Raw genomic sequence first — 16,164 nt, 5'->3', positions numbered from 1 at the left:
CAACGAAGGCTTGGCGGTACTAGCGCCGGCACCCCGAGATGCATACCAAAGGACTCATCGAGGGCTCGCATTTCGCCGAAGACCATCCCTAAGTAGCCTTTAACAACACACCGCATCACTTAGAATCCGTACCCTAGGCACCATACTCAAGCAAGCTTCTCGTTCGGGAGGAGATCGCATTGTCCGACACCACAGAATACGGCAAGCATAACAACATCAAGATCGATACCATCATGCCTGGCAGCTGCTCATATTGCTATCTTGACACCCCGGAGCACAGAGCCGACCAGCTCTTCATCAGGTCCGAAATCCCCGCCGACTTTGAGGACCATGAGTTCCACCACCCTGACTTCGAATACGTCGTGGTGTTCTGCTCATTCAAGAAGAAATACGAGTCCGCATTCCTCCAGTGCATGGCCGATTTGGACCGCGCCCTTCGCATAGAGGGAAGCGGTGACTACGGCTCCGCTGTCAACTTCCTTGCAGGCTTGTTCGAAGACGAGGAATGACGCTGCAGGGCTACCTGGGTTCACGCAGACGGCAAAGCAGCGTTCCGCAGCGATGCCCCATGGTCACCCTACTCGTTCATCAATCCGGTGTTGTCTGCAAGGATCGCCTTCGACGGGTCGCTCGGCAGGTACGCCACCCGCACCTTGCTGCCCACGCGCGAGGCGACCTTGCCGCGCTTGCGCTGGCCTACGGGCACAGGCCCGATCTTGATGAGCTCGCTTTCGAGCTTCACGGTCTCGCGGCACTCGTATGTCCGGCCGCCCACCTCGTAGCGCACGCACACGAAAGAGGGTCGGTCGACGCCGCCCATCCGGACCCGCGCGACCGTGCCGACGGCCTCGCCCGTGTACTCCCGCTCTTTCTTCTGTCGGACTCGCTTGGCAATCAGAAGCACCAGCACCGTCGTGCCGCCGCCGAGAAGCGCGATCAGGCAGAAAACCAGCAGGATCATGATGCCGTCGCTCATGGGCACCCCCGCCAATCTCCATTAAGAAACCGCCTATACATGAAGATGCCTCCTATATGCACGATGCAGCAGCTCTCCGGCGGCAACCTGAAACTCGCTCCCGCACACCGAACAGCGAACGGTAACGCTCTTTTCCAGTGATTCATATTGTGTAAGTAACTTGAGATTAGAATTCTTCTCATATAGCCTCGCCACATAATCATTGTGTGACAGCCTTTACCCCTCCGCTCGTTTACGCCGCGCACATGCAGGGCAGCCCGACCCCCTCTTTAGGCTTTTTGGCAATGCGCACCAGTTCATGCCACACTCTCTACAACGACACTCAATAGAAGTCCGGTTGTTCTTGTACTCGCCGACCACCTCGATTGACGGATTGATTCGGGCCATTTCCTCCGTGAAGCTAACTGTGTCGTAACGTTCACACCCTGCACAGCGAGGACAACCATGACCAGAAAACAGATTATGAGGCGTTGGTAACCATATGTAACCGCACTTCTGACACCTGACTTTAACATGCTTATTAGCACCCCTACACTCTTCAAGCGGAGTAATTGGAAGCTTTTGGGAAGCAACGCGTCGGAGAAACAGCTCATTGCTCAAGCTGTTGCTTTGGGCGGCCCTTATATATCGACATTTAGGACAACCACGACCGCTCATGAGCGAAGCGGGATCACCCATAAAACCGTGCCCACAACGCATGTCCCTAACGAACACCCGTGTATACCAGTCCTGATACTCCCCCAAGACCTCAATATTCGGGTTCCTCTCTCGAATCGATTCTACAAACCATTCGTGCCCGCGGCGTCGAGATTGACTGCGCGCGCGGCTTTCAATCCCTCTCCAGTCATCATCCGAAAGAGCATCCTTCAAGCCAGCATCAAGGAGTAGATTCGCCACTAGCTGCTTAAGTGCAATACGATCCTTTTGCGAAGCAAGGTCCATCGGAAAGCTATAGCTATTTTCATCAAAAGGACATTCCGAGTCCGGACAGTTGTCATATACAGTAATCAATTTAATCCCGGCCCGCTTGCACTTATCGCGCTTCAACGCATCTCTTTCGACCCTATCTCGATGCCATGCCCTCCAAGAACCTGGCTCTACGGCAAAGCGCAGCTCCGGAATGTATATATCAAGCTCCATTCCAATAGCGCTGGAATCCCTGCATACTACTTTGTCCTCTCCAAGGACGAGCTTGAACGCCTCGCCAATCGCCTGCTCCATGAAAGAAGTCGATGATCGATTGCAGCCGGGGCACCCGCTTCCATTAAGCAGATTTCCAGGAACGGCCTCCCATTCATGACCACAGTGGCCGCACCTGACGCGAACTTTTTTCGTAGCGACCTCGTAGTGCCCGATCAGTTCGATATCTGGATTGACGCTACGGAGCTGATCGATGAGCTCACGTTCGCTCTTTCGACTTTGCCTCCCGTGTCTTGCATGATAGCAAGCTCCACACCCATGGCCATTACGGAGAGAATTGGGGGTTGGGTTCCAGACCGCTCCACACACTTCGCAACGGACCTGAATCGGAAATTTGTTTCCGCGATACTTGCCGAGCACGGCAATGGTTGGATGCAATTCTTTCATTTCATGAACAAAGCCATCAGTATTTCCCTTGAGATTGTTTGCACACTTTGGACAACCTGATGGCGCCTTGTTCTTACTACCTAGCAAGTTCGCAGGTCGCCCTAGCCACCGATGTCCACACCGCTTGCACTCCACCAACACGGGATCATTTGCTCTTGAATACCTGCCTACGACTCGAACGGCAGGATTCTTTTTCTCCATTTCATCAAGAAACTCCCCATGCGTCCCACGAATGCTCATAGTTGCAGCGCCTCCACCATCCTCATCGAAGCTCCCTACAGAACCTTTGTACACAGCCTCACAGATTTAGCAATAAAGCGGGCGTTGCGAAAAGCTTACTGAACTCGAGTGACATATGAGAGGAAACTCCGCTCTCAAGCAGCACAGTCAAACCGGCCCCATTTCCTTAACAAGGATATTGAAGCCTGAGGACTGGAGATCGTTCGGTCCAAAGCCCCGTCTTTCCGCCTCTCTACTGACATGCCCAAGTATTCAAAGCTATCATTGAGTTTGATACCGAATTGCCAAGGAGCACCATGGACACGTCTCTTGAACATCTTAGCCAATCCGTTCGCATGTTTTGTGATGACCGGGATTGGGCGCAATTCCACAATCCAAAGGACTTGGCTATCGGAATGGCCACCGAAGCGTCCGAGCTCCTTGAGCTGTTCAGATTCCAAGATTCCGAACAAATGAACAAGATGCTCGAAGACGGCGAAACCCGGGAGAAAATCGGTGACGAATTGGCTGATCAGCTATACTTCCTGCTCCGTTTCGCGGATCTCTACGGCTTCGACCTTGCTGAAGAGCTTAATCGCAAAATCGGGAAGAACGCCATGAAGTATCCTGTCGATGTGTCTCGCGGATCCAACAGGAAGGTCTAACGATGGACGCTCTGCTCGATCGCGACAACTTCAGACTTCAGAGGCTCCCCTTCCCCCTGCCAGCAGATTATGAGGAGCGGGCATCCCATGAAGCCCCAAGCTCCCTTGCTGCGCTTCAGCATGCATCAAGCTGGCCCGTGCTCTACATCCTAACCAACAGCAAAAACCGTAGCGCATACATTGGTGAGACCACCAACTACAGGCGCCGCATGGCCCAGCATCGCGACAATCCTGAAAAGGATTTCGACTCGACTCTGCTGATCGATAGCCCCACGTTCAATCAATCGTCGACCTTTGACTTCGAGAACCGCCTGATTGAGCTGTTTCTCGCAGATGAAACGTATCGCGTCACCAACAAGAACAACGGCTACTGCGCCTTCAACTACTACCAGCGCCCTCAGTATCGCCAGCAATTCCGCATGCTCTGGAGCCACTTGCAAGACTGCGGATACGCGACGCACCCTATCGGAGAGATCGAGAACTCCGACCTGTATAAGTACTCTCCGTTCAAGGGACTCACTCCCGATCAATACGAGGCAATTGAGGGCATCCTCAAACTCGTAAAGGCCGATAAGCGCACCTGCACATTTGTAAATGGAGCCCCTGGAACCGGAAAATCCATTCTCGCCATCAGCCTGCTCTTCAAGCTTAGAACCGACCCTGAATACTCAAAGCTGCATGTCGCCCTCGTATCGCCCATGGAGCGGCTCAAGAGAACCTACAGGGAGCTCGCTCGCTCCGTAGATGGGCTTCGCGCAGGAGATATCATCGGCCCCTCGGACGTGGCGACCAAAGGCCCTTACGACATCCTGCTCGTAGACGAGGCCCATAGAATGCATGGCGAAAAGGGCGCCATGAGTATTCCAAACTATCGCAAGACCTGCGCAGCGCTTGGCTTGGACAGCTCCGCAACCCAATGGGATTGGATTCTTGCCCAAGCGCGGAACGCAATCTTCTTCTTCGATCCTAAGCAGCAGGTACGCGCCACGGGGCTAGGTATATCGGAACGAAACCGCAAGCTCGGAGAGCTCGAGCGGGAGCATGTCAGCGTCTCCACATTCGAATTGTCCACGCAGATGCGCGTGCAGGGCGGAGACGAATATCTCGACTTCATCTACGACATCCTGACGGGCGGCCCCACCGCTGAAGCGACTGCCAAGGTCTTCAATCGGCTCTTCTCTTCTACCCCTCAAACAGATGCGCAGCGAACACGACTGTCTGAAAGCGGCACTCCCCCTCTGTACGAACTCGCAATCGTCGATTCGTTCGCAGACTTCTGCAAACTGCAACGAGGGAAGGAGGTCCAGTGTGGTCTCTCTCGTATGGCCGCAGGGTACGCATGGAAATGGGAGACGAAGAACGATCCCGACGCATACGACATTGAGATTGAGGGAATCAGAAAACGCTGGAATAGTTCCAAGTCAGGTAACTGGGTTAATTCAGAAAACGCCGTCGAAGAGGTCGGCTCCATTCACACCGTCCAAGGATACGACCTGAACTACGGCTTCATCATCATCGGCAACGATTTGAAGTACGACCCCGCAACCGACCGACTTATTGCCAACAAGGCATCGTTCATGGACTCCGGAGCAAAAAAGACCGCAGCTAACGATGAAGATCTGCTTCAGTCGGTCATCATTAATGCATACTACGTACTGCTCACGCGCGGCATGAAAGGCACGTACATCTACATTTGCAATCCTGGCGTGAAGAGATATTTCCAGAGGTTCATCCCCATAATTTGATGTCTTTTCATCTGCGCCCAAGGGGTTTAGGACACGATTTCGGACGCACGAACTCGTCCGAAATCGTGTCCTAAACCCCTTGGGCGCAGAGCATTGACCTGCCACAAGAATGTTCTGCGAAAAACCGACCTACCACAAAGCGTTAATCCTGATGTCTGCAAGCCCAGGATAGGCTAAAAACTCGGATCTATAAATGAGGATCATCTGCATCAAAACAGTATGCAGAGTCCCATTCCAGCCAACAATGCCGAATATGTTGTAGCTACTATTTTATTCAATTAGTGATAAGACACGAGCTTCTGCAACTAGGCCTCTATCGACTGGCAATCACCAGCTTGCCAAACGGAATCGTGTCGCTAAAGTCGGCTCTTCCGGGTTTCTAGTGGGTAGCACATCCTGATGCCATCTGGGCCGAGAAGTCCAGGCGGCCCAGCCTCAGGAATATCATCGTGGTGAAGTAGCCGACGTTCCCGAAGCCCCTCGAGGCCCGCTTGAGGGACTGGATGATCGAGTTCATGCCCTCGAGGAAGCCGTTGGAGGACCTCGCCGAGAACCAGTTGAGCACGCCCTCGCGCTCGTCGCGGATGCTGCGCGCCGCCTTCTTCATCTCCGGCACGTTGGAGTGCATGATCCAGGAGACCGCCCAGTCGAGCTCGGCGGCGGCCTCCTCCCTCGCGGCGCACGAGTAGACGGCCCTCACCGCCTCCACCATGGCGCAGGCCCGCGCCGTGAGCAGGTGCTCCGAGGCGAGCGAGGCCCGCTTCTCCGCCTGCCGCTCCGTGAGGTTCTCCGGGCGCTTCAGCCACACGTACTTGGTGCCCCTGAGCAGGCGCCCCTTCTCCTCGCAGCTCTTCGCCTCGGCGCACCTCATCTTGTCGAGGGCCTTCGAGGGCGGCCGCATGACGTGGAAGCGGTCGACGGTCTGGGCCGCGCTCGGCATCGCCTCGGCGCAGCCCAGCGAGTAGGAGCTCGCCATGTCGCGGGTGACCTCGGCGACGGCCGAGCGGTCCCCGCCGTGCGCCCCGGGCTGGTCGCAGAGCCTCGCGGGCGCCCCCTTGCCCCCGCCCTCGGTGACGGCCACGACGCGCCGGCCGTCCACGTCGGCCATCACGGAGATGTGGCGCTGGCCCCGGGCGCGGGCGGTGTCGTCGACGCCGACGCGCGGCGCGCCCGAGCAGCCGGCGCCCTCCCTCGCCTCGTCGACCGCGCGGCCCAGCATGTCCCATATCCTGGAGTCCGGCTCGCGGACCCGCCGCGCGATCTCCGTCACGGCCACGCCCGACATCGCCATCACGACCACCTGCGCCTCGAAGAGGGCGGTGAAGTGCGGGTCGGGGCGCAGCTCCCAGGGCGTGCGGACGGTCCTGGCCCGTGCTCGGGGCAGTCGGCGCGCGGCACGCGGCGGTGCGCGACGGTCCCGTGATACCGTCAACCTACTTTTCACCATCTGCGCAAACGAATCGGCGCCGATCGCGCTAACGCACTTTCACCGGTTCCGCCAACGCTTTTCCACCGTTTTCGGCTATTCGGTGCCCCTCCTCTCGCGCGGCAGGTCCTTCAGCCGGTAGGACCTGCCCGTGATCTTGATGACGTGGCAGTGGTGGCAGACGCGGTCCGCGATCGCGCTCGCCGCCACGTCGTCCCCGAACACCCTCCCCCAGCCGCCGATGCCGACGTTGGTGGTGATGATCGTCGAGCGCTGCTCGTAGCGCGTCGAGATGAGTTGGAAGAGCAGGTCGGCCCCGCCCTCGCCTATGTCGAGGTATCCCAGCTCGTCGATGACGAGCAGCTTCGAGTGCGCGTGGTACTTGAGGCGCTTCTTGAGGATCCCGCGGGCCTGCGCGTCCTGGAGGTCCTCGACGAGCCTGGCGCAGTCCATGAACCTCACCTCGCGCCCCGCCCGCACGGCCTCGATGCCGATGGCCACGGCGAGGTGGGTCTTGCCCACGCTCTCTGCAGGAATGGGTGCACGTCGTCATGTTCGGCCTTTGACCTCATTTTAGTGGAAATATTTGTTTTATTGGAAATATTCATTCTATTCAGAACATTCGGCGCCGGCACACAGGGCCCTCTCGTGCTCCTGATGCCCCGCCGGAAACGACGCTCCTACCGCTCTGGCTCCGATATCAACCGCACGCGGCTGCGGTCCGCAAGCATCTCGAAATTCGGCCCCAGCCATATGCTCGACTCCCCGGGTCCCAGCACGAGCGGCATGCGGTTGTGCACGGGTGCGACCGCAGCATTGGGCTCGCAGGTCACAATGGAAAGCTTTCCATCCTGACACACGCCGGCAAGAAGAAACGCTTTGGCACCCGGCATGAGAAACCGATATTGTCGGCGCACGGGCTTACCTGTACGCTCACTCTTTACGCGCTCGGTGGCGTGTCCTTCATAGAACGCTCGCACCGGAACCAAGCAGCGCCCGCGCGCGATAGCCCCGGCCCACATGCCGCGTCCGTCGCGCAGCTGCGCCAGCGCCGTCTCTATTCGCGTGTTGAACACAGCGCGCGACCCATTTGGAGCGTCGAAACCCCATATCAGTTTCGCGGCGACAAGCTGCCCGCTCTCGTTGGGAACAAGCGCGGGAACCATCGAACCAGGCCACGCATCGCGCGCCGGATCGAACGTTTCGTCCGCCGTCACGCGAGCGCGCCCCGTCTCCTCGCGCGATGCAAGGACCTCTTGGGCCTCCTCGAAACTCAGCGGACACATTCTTTGGCACATCGCGCAACCTCCGGTTTCCGACATTTGTGGTTATGATACGCGCTACTGCTCCGCTGCGGAGCGCGCGGAAAGCGGCGATGGAACAACCCTGCCTCGTCGAGCATTGCGAGCTCATCACTGGCAAACCCTGTACCGACGCGAAGGCCCTTCGCGTCGCGCCGACATCACCCCGCTAGGGCAAAACCTCAGGCTGCGCCTGTCCACCAAGACGATAGCGCGTACGACCAGGAGGCAACACCCGTACCGTACGACACGCGACAAACCCGTTGTATCCGCCCGTAGGGAGAATCGCACCTAGATAAAAGGTTTTATCTAGACATGTGAGGGCACCCGAAAGAATTTGGTATCAATATTTGGGTTATAAAGGCCTCTTTGAGACATTTTGAGCGCCCCGCGGAGACGTTCGGCGGCTGGCGCATGAAAGAATCAGCAGTTCAAAGGGCTTATCAGATTTGGCTGTTATCTTGAGTACCTTGAGAGTTGATACCAAATTCATTTTCATTAATTATTGACCCCTGCTATCCTGGGGTTTTGCGGTGCGGATCCCCCACCGCACGCATGCAGAACCTCTACCGCGGGAGCTCACGTGCCCGGGACGTCCATAATTGCGGCCAGCATTGCCCTTCCCGCGGACGGCCCGAAAGGAGCAGCGCGACAGAGCCCCGCGTCCCCCTAGCTCCCCAGCTCCACGATATCCCGGTACAGCAGCCGATGCCGCTCGTCCAGCTCCGCGTCCGCATGATAATGCCCAAAGTACCAGCGACGATATGTCAGCCGATCCTCCAGCATGTCAAACCATTCGTTCAGAGCATCCGGCATGTCGCGCCCGTCGGGATACGGCGTGCGCGCAAGCGCCGCGTCGAGCATACGCGTGGCGCAACAATGCGAGACCACGTAGTCAACCTGCCAACCGACCGTCTCGAGCCGCCCTTCAGCCGCACAAAGCTCCACCACACGCGGCATTTCCTCGGGAAACCAGTCCCAACCGGGCGTGCGCCACTGCTTGTCGTGGCTCGCCGCCCCACCCATCGCGAAGATGCGCGCCCCATCGATATCGTAGATCTCGCCGCGCATGAGATGGATGATGCTCGGGTAATCGGGGTACACCTGAACCCTGCCTCCCCATCGCTCGCTTTCGGGCAGCTCCGCAAGATACGGGAAGCACTCGTGGTTGCCGTCCACGAACAACGTGGTCCACGGCCGGTCGCACAGCCAGCCGAGCCAGTACTTCTCCTCGTTGGAACCATCCCACGGCATGCCGAAGTCCCCGCAGATGATGAGCTGGTCTTCAGACGTGAGCATCCGGCCCTCCGGCCAGCGGCGATACGAAAGCTTCTTGATATCGATACTGCCGTGGATGTCCCCGGAGATCCAGATACTCATAGCGACCCCTCCTCATCCGCCAATTGTACCTGTCCCCCATGGTAGAGCCCGCCTCCGTGGCGGGCTCTTCGTTAGCGACGCGTGCGGATATCTTCGTCGAGATCTTCGCGCCAGGTGTTCCCCAGCACCCCGCCCGTCGGTGCGCTGCGCACGCTCGCCACAGCCGATGCCATCGCAGCATAGAGCACCTCGGTGCCCTGCTCGTCGGCCAGATAGTCCGCCGCGCGATCGCGCTCGATTCCCAGCTGCTCCGCCTCCGCCCCCGCATCGATGTTGGCACCGATGAACAGGAACTCCCAACCCTGCTTTCGCCGCCGCTCGATCATGTTCTTGATCTGCGCATACGAGAAGCGCCGACTCGCGTTCTCCATCCCGTCCGTCGTGATGACGAACAGTACCTTGTCCGCCTTGTATCCGTCAGGGAGCACGCCCTGCACCAGGTCGACGTGCTTGATGGCGCCGCCTACCGCATCCAGCAGCGCCGTGCAACCACTGCAGCGGTACTGCCCGCACGTGAGGCGAGGCACCTTTCGGATATCGATGCGGTCGTGCAGCACGCGGCTCTTGTCATTGAAGATGACGGTCGACACCACCGCCTCGCCTGGCTCCTCGCGATTGCGCTCGATCATGCCGTTGAACCCGCCGACCGTATCGCTCTCAAGGCCGCTCATCGACCCGCTCGCATCCAAGATGAAGACGATCTCGGTGCGAAGACCCTGCTTGTCCTGCTGCTTCTTGCTCATGGTTGCCTCCTTGGCGTCGAGGTTCCTGACACCCTGAAGACTACCGTCTGGCCGCAGGCGGCAGGTAAACCGCCAGGCGACATCTCGTCCGCGCACGCGTCAGGCAGATCCCAACAGTGGCTGGTCGAACGCGAACAGGGCCTCGTTGACATCGAAGATGCTGTAGTCGCCGCGCATGACGAAGAACTCGACGATCACGTCGAACTTGCTGCTGCGCGACAGCGTGAGCCCTGCGCGGGCAAGCAGGTCCTGCAGCTCGTCGTAGGTGAGCTCGAGGGCCATGCCGAGCGCCACCGCCGTCGGCTTGGTCGGCTTATACGCCGGGTTGGAGCGGATCTTGGCAAAGAGCTGTCTGCTGATGTTCGCGCGCTTGTACACCTGCGCATCGGTCAGACCGCGCGCGTCGATCAGGGCAAGAAGCGTTGTAGAGAAGGGTTCATCGAGATGATCGAGCAGGTCGGCGAGCTCATCTTCGTTTCGAGGAGCACCGGCGCACACGACCCCGGGCGCCTGTCCCGGCGCAGCCATGGCGTCCATCGCAGCCGCATCGGGCACATCCATATGCGGCATCTCCGCCAGCCGGCAACGCATGTGCGGGCTGCTTTCCACATACGTATCGTCGATATAGGCGCGCAGGTCCGCAAGATGCCGGCCTCCCTGCACGATGACGTCGCGCGTGAACACGACGAGCGTCGCCCGCACGTCATCATGCTCATCCAGAAACGCCGCCGTCTCCTCGCGCGCGATACGCAGCGCATCGCGGATCGGATACCCGTAGATGCCCGCCGATATCAGCGGAAACGCAACCGAGGTGGCGCCCAGGCGAGCAACTTCGGCGAACATGCTTCGATAGCTCCGGCGGAGCAGCTGCTCCTCATCATGCGACCCTCCGCGCCATACGGGCCCCACCGCGTGCACGACCCAGCGACACGGCAGGTCGAAGCCCGGTGTGACGGCAGCGCTTCCCGTGGGCGTGTGCCCGATGGCCCGGCACGCCGCGAGCATCTGCTGGTACCCCGCCCCCTCGAACAGCGCGCCGCACACGCCCCCTCCCGGAGCCAGCTGCTCGTTGGCGGCATTCACCAACACGTCGGCATGGACCCTGGCGATATCGTTGCGTTCGATGGTAAACGGCATGACGCACCCCGTCCTATTGCATCGACTGGAACCATGCCCATTGTCCCACACCTGCGCTCTGATGCGTCTTGGAGCGAGGCATTTTGGAAGGAGGGGGCTGTGGCGGGACGCTTCCGTTCCGGTTCGCGGGAACCGCAGGGGCCGCCGGATGGGTTGAAACGAACCCGTCCCCAAGCAACCCATTGAGACGGGGCATTTTGGCAGGAAGGAGGCCGCGGCGGGACGGGCGCTGCCAAACGCACCCGTCAATGGCGGGTAATCCCTGTTTATTTCAGAAAGCGCGGCCGCATGCCCGCGCTTTCCGGCGCGCTCATAGACGCTATCTGGCGCGCAAGCTGCTCACGGGGAGTACTGCAGCCGCGCTCGACCCAGTACTTGATGTACATCAGAAACGATCGGGTGGTGCAGCAGTAATAGAAGTCCTCGTCAATCTCGCCCGCTCCCTCGCATACGACGTGGTAGCCAGATGCGCGAAAGCACGCGATGGCCCGACTGCAGAACTCCTCGAATCCGATGCAGTCCACATCGGACGAAAAGAGCGCCCGGTAGAACAGCAGGCGGTCCTCCACATGAATCAGCAGATCGTTCGCCACGCACAGCACGCGGTCGAACTCGCGCTCCAGATAGAGCCCCTGCTCCACCGCCCGACTCACCAACCATACGTAGGCCTCGGCCTCGGAAGACATGGGCTGTTCGAGCAGATCATACAGATCGGCGTAATACCGGTAGAAGCTGCCACGACTATACCCGGAGGCCTCGATCACATCGGTTGCCGTCACGCCCGTCGAGCCGCGTTCGAGCGCAAGCCCCAGAAACGCGCGCTCAAACGCCTCGGGCGCGTGGCGCTCCCGCATGGTGCGCGTCCGGTCGGCAATCCGCTCAACGTGGACGGATGCCGCAGCACGGCCCGCTTCGATTCGATCAGTGTGGCGCGCCATCGGCTCCCCCTTCCGCGAACTGCTGAATGGGCACATCGCTCAGAACCGTACATTGAGTATCCCACGTCTCCCACGAATAATGAACGTAACGGGCGGGACAATCGTCCCACACGCATCATGCTCCTACGCGGAAAGGCGGTTACCATGGGCAAACTCGAAGGCAAGGTTGCGGTCGTCACTGGCGGCACCGCTGGCATCGGCATCGGTATCACGCAGGTCTTTTTGGAAGAGGGCGCTAAGGTCGTCTTCTGCGGGCGGCGCGAGGAGCGGGGCCGCGAAATCGAGGCGGGCTATCGCGCCGAAGGCTACGACGCTACGTTCGTCCGCTGCGACATGACGGTCGAGCAGGACGTCCAAAACCTGCTCGACCGCACCGTCAACACGTACGGCAAGGTCGACATCCTCGTGAACAACGCCGGCGTCATGCACCCCTTCCCCATCACCGATATGGACATGGCCAAGGATTACGACGCCGTCATGAACGTCAACATTCGCGCGTACTTCCTGGCAACCAAGCTGTTCTCCAACGCCATCGGCGAGGGTGGCTCGATCGTCAACATCGCGTCGGTCGGTGGCCTCGGGGCGGCGCCCACGCTGTCCACCTACGCTGCATCCAAAGCGGCAACCATCTCGCTCACCAAGAGCAGCGGCGTCGAGCTCGCGCCCAAGGGCATCCGCGTGAACGCCATCTGCCCGGGCACCATCTTCTCCGAGATGATGCCGCGTGACGGCGAGTTCACCGGCTCGACGCTCTCCAGGATCCCCATGGGCCGCGGTGGCGAACCGCGCGAGATCGGAACCGTGGCGGCGTTCCTCGCCTCCGATGAGGCCTCCTACGTCACGGCAACCTACATCGTGGTCGACGGCGGCATGGTCGCGTAGACCTGACCTTCGACAATCTTCGTATTCGGCCGTCGAGGGTTCCCATTCCCCTCGGCGGCCGTGCTCTTAACGCCCAGACAAAAAAACGCGGCGCGGCTTTCCGAAACATATGGCAGATTACCAATAGGACCGTTATATACCTGCGGAAACAGCGGTTTTCGTTTTGTTCAATTCTTTCCGCTTTGCACCGGAACTTTCATCGTTGGAACTTCACATTTCGTACACATACCATAAAACGGTAAGGAGGTATGTATCAATGCGCATCGGAGCCGAAACGCTTGCTGCATATGTCGAGACCCATCCGGGCATAACGCCGGACGCCCTTGCTGACTACATCGGGGTCAGCGTACGCACCGTCAGGACGTACGTCAACCAGATCAACAGGACGATGAGCGGGTTCGCGGCTATCAAGCTGAACCGCAAGAGCGGCTACCATATGGAGATATCAGACCCGTACGCCTATGACACCTGGCGCGAGGGGGTGGGGGCGTCTTCGGCGGTGCAGACCCCGAAGGCGCGCCTGATGCTCCTGCTCAACGATCTGCTCATGCGCAACGACTGGGTCAAGCTGGACGATCTGAGCAGGTTCATGTTCGTATCGCGCGGCACCGTCTCCAATGACCTCAAGCACGCCCAGGAGTTCCTCGACGGCTACGGGCTCTCCATCGAGACGCGCCCCCATTACGGCATCCGCATCACCGGTCCGGAGCTGTCGCGCCGCATCTGCCTGGCGAACGTCATCGTCGACCGCTTCAACGACGCCATGGGCGACATCGAGAGCGAGACGAACCGCTCGCTCGACACGCTGTTCTCCCGCCTGTTCAAAGACAGGCAGGAGCCGGATCCCGATGCGAACGCGGGCGATGGCGCCGACGCCGGTAGCGACACGACGCTCGACATCGTGTCCGACTGCGTCTCCCGCGTCATCCGGGAGGAGCACTTCCAGATCAACACTGCCGCCTACCGCAACCTCATCGTCCATATCGCCGTAGCGCTCGTCCGCATCCAAGAGCACTGCTATGTGCCGATGGCATCCGATCAGCTCGACCAGATGAAGGGCACCGACGAGTTCAGGGTCGCCGAGAAGATCGTCGCGGCGATCGAGGGGGCCTTGGGCCAGGAGAGCCTGCTGCCCGAGGAGGAGATCGCCTACATCTCCATCCACCTCGCGGGCAAGCGGATGATGCTCGGCGACTCGCCCAAAGACGAGGGCCTGATCATCACCGACGACGTCTGGCATGTCGTCGAGGAGATGATCGAGTGCGTCTGGAAGGCATTCCGGTTCGATTTCCGCAACGACCTTGAACTCCATATGAACCTCGCGCGCCATATCGTGCCGCTCGCGGTGCGCCTGCGCTACCGCATGAACCTGAAGAACCCGCTGATCGACGACATCAAGAAGCGCTATGCCCTGGCGTACTCCATGGCCATGGAAGCCTCAATCGTGCTCGCGCGCAAATACGGCGCCGAGGTCAGCGAGGATGAGATCGGCTATATCGCCCTGGCGTTCGCGCTCGCGCTCGAGCGGCAGAAATCCAAGATTCCCAAGAAGAACATCCTGGTGATCTGCGCGTCGGGCGCGGGATCGGCCCATCTGCTCGAATACCGCTGCCGCCGCGAGTTCGCCGACTACGTCGACCGGATCTTCACCTGCGACCTCATGGGTATCGACAACGTCGACTTCTCGCATATCGATTACGTGTTCACCACCGTGCCGATCAACCGCAAGCTTCCGGTCCCCGTTCGCGAGGTCTCCTACTTCCTCGATGACGACGAGGTCATCGACATGCGCCTGGTCCTCGACTCGCGGAGCAAACCGGGCAAGGTCCCGCCCTACTTCAAGCGCTCCCTGTTCTTCCCGCACATGACCCTGACGTCCAAGCGCAAGGTGCTCGACTTCCTGCTCGACCGGGCGTGCGAGACGTGCTCGGTGGCGTCGAACTTCCGCGAACTCGTCTGGAAACGCGAGGCCCTGGTGCCCACGTCGTTCGGCAACCGCGTCGCGACCCCGCATCCCATCGAGGCGGCAAGTGACGAGACGTTCATCTGCGTCGGCCTGCTTAATCACCCTGTGGCATGGGATGCAGACGACCAGCCGGTCCAAGCGGTGTTCCTGCTCGGCTTCTCCGACAAGAAACGGAACGGCGAGATGCCACTCCACGAGTTCATGAGTGCGTTCGCGAGCGTCCTTGTCGACAAGGAGGCCGTCGACACGCTCCTGAAGCGCCAGAACTGGGAGACCCTCATGGCGCTACTCGAAAGCGCCCTCTCAGGAGAGCCGGACGGCTCGCCCGGAACGTGAACGCATATCTACGGACCGGGTTCGCACCGGTTTTCTAGATAGGACCTATAAAGCACGAGACCACACACGAGGAGGTGACGAAGATGGCAGAGGAAAGCATGGAGATGATTTCGTTCGGAATCGTCGCTGCAGCCGGTCAGGCGCGCAGCCTCGCGATGGAGTCGATCAAGGCCGCCCGTGAGGGCAAGTTCGACGAGGCCCGCCAGATGCTCGAGGAGTCCCGCACCGCGGGTCTCGCCGCGCATGACGAGCAGACCAAGCTGCTTTCCCGCGAGGCCGGCGGAGACCACGTTCCCGTGGACGTCCTGCTGGTCCATTCGCAGGACCACCTGATGACCGCCATGCTGTGCCAGGACCTGGCTGAGGAGATCATCAACCTGTACGAGCTCAAGCAGGACAAATAGTCCTGAAAGGGGCCCGGGGTCGAACAGACCGCACCCCCGGGCCCCTCGAGCGACCGTCGCGGGACCCGAAGATCCCGCTCTACCGAAGGGAGTACTCACATGAAGGTACTGCTCGTTTGCGCAGCCGGTATGTCGACCAGCATGCTCATGAAGAAGATGGAGGCCTACGCCAAGGACAACGGCATCGACCTCGAGATCGCCGCCCGCAGCTTCTCCGAGCTCAAGAACCCCGCCGATGACGGCTATGACTGCATCCTCATCGGTCCGCAGATCTCCTATCAGAAGGACAAGGTCGTCGCCAAGGCCCAGGGCCTGCCCGTCGACGTCATCCCCATGAAGGACTACGGACGCCAGAACTGCCCGGCGATCTTCGAGCAGATCGACAAGATCCTGGCGTAGGCCAGCAACAGATAAGAGAGCTCAAGCGTGAAAAAGGGAAAACGGAAAGAGCGCATTCGC

The 16,164-nt window shown here is 59.7% G+C and carries 16 protein-coding genes; 7 read left to right on the top strand and 9 right to left on the bottom strand.

What is annotated here, in order from left to right:
- Positions 1–179 precede the first annotated feature (179 nt).
- Positions 180–509: a hypothetical protein gene (locus QVN30_RS01025; RefSeq protein WP_289835079.1), complete on the top strand. Its 330-nt coding sequence runs from the start codon at positions 180–182 to the stop codon at positions 507–509.
- 68 nt (positions 510–577) lie between these two features.
- On the opposite strand, the gene QVN30_RS01020 is transcribed toward QVN30_RS01025, so the two are convergent.
- Complete coding sequence (locus tag QVN30_RS01020; protein ID WP_289835078.1) at positions 578–976, bottom strand: DUF3592 domain-containing protein; 399 nt, start codon at positions 974–976, stop codon at positions 578–580.
- Between the two features lie 216 nt (positions 977–1,192).
- Positions 1,193–2,563, bottom strand: coding sequence for a zinc-ribbon domain-containing protein (locus QVN30_RS11485; protein WP_435051627.1), 1,371 nt, complete (start codon positions 2,561–2,563; stop codon positions 1,193–1,195).
- Positions 2,564–3,099: 536 nt separating this feature from the next.
- On the opposite strand from QVN30_RS11485, the gene QVN30_RS01015 reads away from it, so the two are divergent.
- Both QVN30_RS01015 and QVN30_RS01010 read left to right on the top strand, forming a co-directional pair.
- A complete protein-coding gene (locus QVN30_RS01015; RefSeq protein ID WP_289835077.1) occupies positions 3,100–3,447 on the top strand; it encodes a nucleotide pyrophosphohydrolase in 348 nt (115 codons plus the stop codon).
- Between the two features lie 2 nt (positions 3,448–3,449).
- Entirely contained in the window at positions 3,450–5,192 is a 1,743-nt protein-coding gene (locus QVN30_RS01010) for a DUF2075 domain-containing protein (protein WP_289835076.1), read from the top strand.
- Positions 5,193–5,571: 379 nt separating this feature from the next.
- Here QVN30_RS01010 and QVN30_RS01005 read toward each other — a convergent pair whose 3' ends face one another.
- The 7 genes from QVN30_RS01005 to QVN30_RS00975 form a co-directional block, all read right to left on the bottom strand.
- Complete coding sequence (locus tag QVN30_RS01005) at positions 5,572–6,639, bottom strand: ISL3 family transposase (protein ID WP_289835075.1); 1,068 nt, start codon at positions 6,637–6,639, stop codon at positions 5,572–5,574.
- Between the two features lie 75 nt (positions 6,640–6,714).
- Positions 6,715–7,140, bottom strand: a complete 426-nt coding sequence (locus QVN30_RS01000) for an ATP-binding protein (protein WP_289835074.1) — start codon at positions 7,138–7,140, stop codon at positions 6,715–6,717.
- 158 nt (positions 7,141–7,298) lie between these two features.
- Positions 7,299–7,904 (bottom strand): SOS response-associated peptidase family protein, encoded by a 606-nt coding sequence (locus QVN30_RS00995; RefSeq protein ID WP_289835257.1) that lies wholly within the window; start codon positions 7,902–7,904, stop codon positions 7,299–7,301.
- A gap of 684 nt (positions 7,905–8,588) precedes the next feature.
- On the bottom strand, positions 8,589–9,299 hold the full coding sequence (locus QVN30_RS00990) for a metallophosphoesterase family protein (RefSeq protein ID WP_289835073.1): 711 nt from the start codon (positions 9,297–9,299) through the stop codon (positions 8,589–8,591).
- A 71-nt stretch (positions 9,300–9,370) separates the two neighbouring features.
- Positions 9,371–10,042: a vWA domain-containing protein gene (locus QVN30_RS00985; RefSeq protein WP_289835072.1), complete on the bottom strand. Its 672-nt coding sequence runs from the start codon at positions 10,040–10,042 to the stop codon at positions 9,371–9,373.
- 99 nt (positions 10,043–10,141) lie between these two features.
- Positions 10,142–11,179, bottom strand: coding sequence for a macro domain-containing protein (locus tag QVN30_RS00980; protein ID WP_289835071.1), 1,038 nt, complete (start codon positions 11,177–11,179; stop codon positions 10,142–10,144).
- Between the two features lie 266 nt (positions 11,180–11,445).
- Positions 11,446–12,117 (bottom strand): TetR/AcrR family transcriptional regulator, encoded by a 672-nt coding sequence (locus QVN30_RS00975; protein ID WP_289835070.1) that lies wholly within the window; start codon positions 12,115–12,117, stop codon positions 11,446–11,448.
- Positions 12,118–12,261: 144 nt separating this feature from the next.
- Between QVN30_RS00975 and QVN30_RS00970 the strand changes: the two genes are divergently transcribed.
- The 4 genes from QVN30_RS00970 to QVN30_RS00955 all read left to right on the top strand — a co-directional run bounded on the left by QVN30_RS00970 (position 12,262) and on the right by QVN30_RS00955 (position 16,104).
- Positions 12,262–12,999, top strand: a complete 738-nt coding sequence (locus tag QVN30_RS00970; RefSeq protein WP_289835069.1) for an SDR family NAD(P)-dependent oxidoreductase — start codon at positions 12,262–12,264, stop codon at positions 12,997–12,999.
- A 256-nt stretch (positions 13,000–13,255) separates the two neighbouring features.
- Positions 13,256–15,301, top strand: coding sequence for a BglG family transcription antiterminator (locus tag QVN30_RS00965; RefSeq protein WP_289835068.1), 2,046 nt, complete (start codon positions 13,256–13,258; stop codon positions 15,299–15,301).
- A gap of 83 nt (positions 15,302–15,384) precedes the next feature.
- Positions 15,385–15,705, top strand: a complete 321-nt coding sequence (locus QVN30_RS00960; RefSeq protein ID WP_087202078.1) for a PTS lactose/cellobiose transporter subunit IIA — start codon at positions 15,385–15,387, stop codon at positions 15,703–15,705.
- Positions 15,706–15,804: 99 nt separating this feature from the next.
- Positions 15,805–16,104: a PTS sugar transporter subunit IIB gene (locus tag QVN30_RS00955; RefSeq protein ID WP_066833939.1), complete on the top strand. Its 300-nt coding sequence runs from the start codon at positions 15,805–15,807 to the stop codon at positions 16,102–16,104.
- Positions 16,105–16,164: the final 60 nt, after the last annotated feature.

It is taken from the genome of Collinsella ihumii (assembly GCF_030385545.1).
Taxonomy (GTDB): Bacteria; Actinomycetota; Coriobacteriia; order Coriobacteriales; family Coriobacteriaceae; genus Collinsella; species Collinsella ihumii.
The sequence above is the reverse complement of the archived record's forward strand: the minus strand, read 5'-3'. Positions and strand labels throughout refer to the sequence as shown.